At 61.5% G+C, this 1,170-nt stretch carries 1 protein-coding gene; it reads left to right on the forward strand.

Going from position 1 to position 1,170, the window contains the following annotated elements:
• A partial coding sequence (tuf, locus tag P0D70_RS36555; protein ID WP_408188106.1) for an elongation factor Tu occupies positions 1–1,170 on the forward strand: 1,170 nt, incomplete at its 5' end.

Below are 1,170 nucleotides of genomic sequence, written 5' to 3' on the forward strand. Positions count from 1 at the left end.
CGGACCAAGCCGCACGTGAACGTCGGCACGATCGGTCACGTTGACCACGGCAAGACCACGCTGACGGCAGCGATCACGACGGTTCTGACGCAGAAGTTTGGCGGCGAAGCGAAGGCATACGACCAGATCGACGCGGCGCCGGAAGAAAAGGCGCGTGGTATCACGATCAACACGGCACACGTCGAGTACGAAACGGCCAACCGCCACTACGCACACGTCGACTGCCCGGGCCACGCTGACTATGTGAAGAACATGATCACGGGCGCAGCGCAGATGGACGGCGCGATCCTGGTGTGCTCGGCCGCTGACGGCCCGATGCCGCAAACGCGTGAGCACATCCTGCTGGCGCGTCAGGTTGGCGTTCCGTACATCATCGTGTTCCTGAACAAGTGCGACATGGTGGACGACGCTGAGCTGCTGGAGCTGGTCGAGATGGAAGTTCGCGAACTTCTGTCGAAGTACGACTTCCCGGGCGACGAAACGCCGATCATCAAGGGTTCGGCCAAGCTGGCGCTGGAAGGCGACAAGGGCGAGCTGGGCGAAGTGGCGATCATGAATCTGGCCGACGCGCTGGACACGTACATCCCGACGCCGGAGCGCGCAGTTGACGGCGCATTCCTGATGCCGGTGGAAGACGTGTTCTCGATCTCGGGTCGCGGCACGGTGGTGACGGGTCGCGTTGAGCGCGGCGTTGTGAAGGTTGGCGAGGAAATCGAAATCGTCGGTATCAAGCCGACGGTGAAGACGACCTGCACGGGCGTGGAAATGTTCCGCAAGCTGCTCGACCAGGGTCAGGCAGGCGACAACGTCGGTATCCTGCTGCGCGGCACGAAGCGTGAAGACGTGGAGCGTGGCCAGGTTCTGGCCAAGCCGGGTTCGATCAACCCGCACACGCACTTCACGGCTGAAGTGTACGTGCTGAGCAAGGATGAAGGCGGTCGTCACACGCCGTTCTTCAACAACTACCGTCCGCAGTTCTACTTCCGTACGACGGACGTGACGGGCTCGATCGAGTTGCCGAAGGACAAGGAAATGGTGATGCCGGGCGACAACGTGTCGATCACGGTGAAGCTGATCAACCCGATCGCGATGGAAGAAGGTCTGCGCTTCGCAATCCGCGAAGGCGGCCGTACGGTTGGCGCAGGTGTGGTTGCCAAGATTCTCGAGTAA

Source organism: Paraburkholderia sp. RL17-381-BIF-C, assembly GCF_046026435.1.
Classification (GTDB): Bacteria; Pseudomonadota; Gammaproteobacteria; order Burkholderiales; family Burkholderiaceae; genus Paraburkholderia.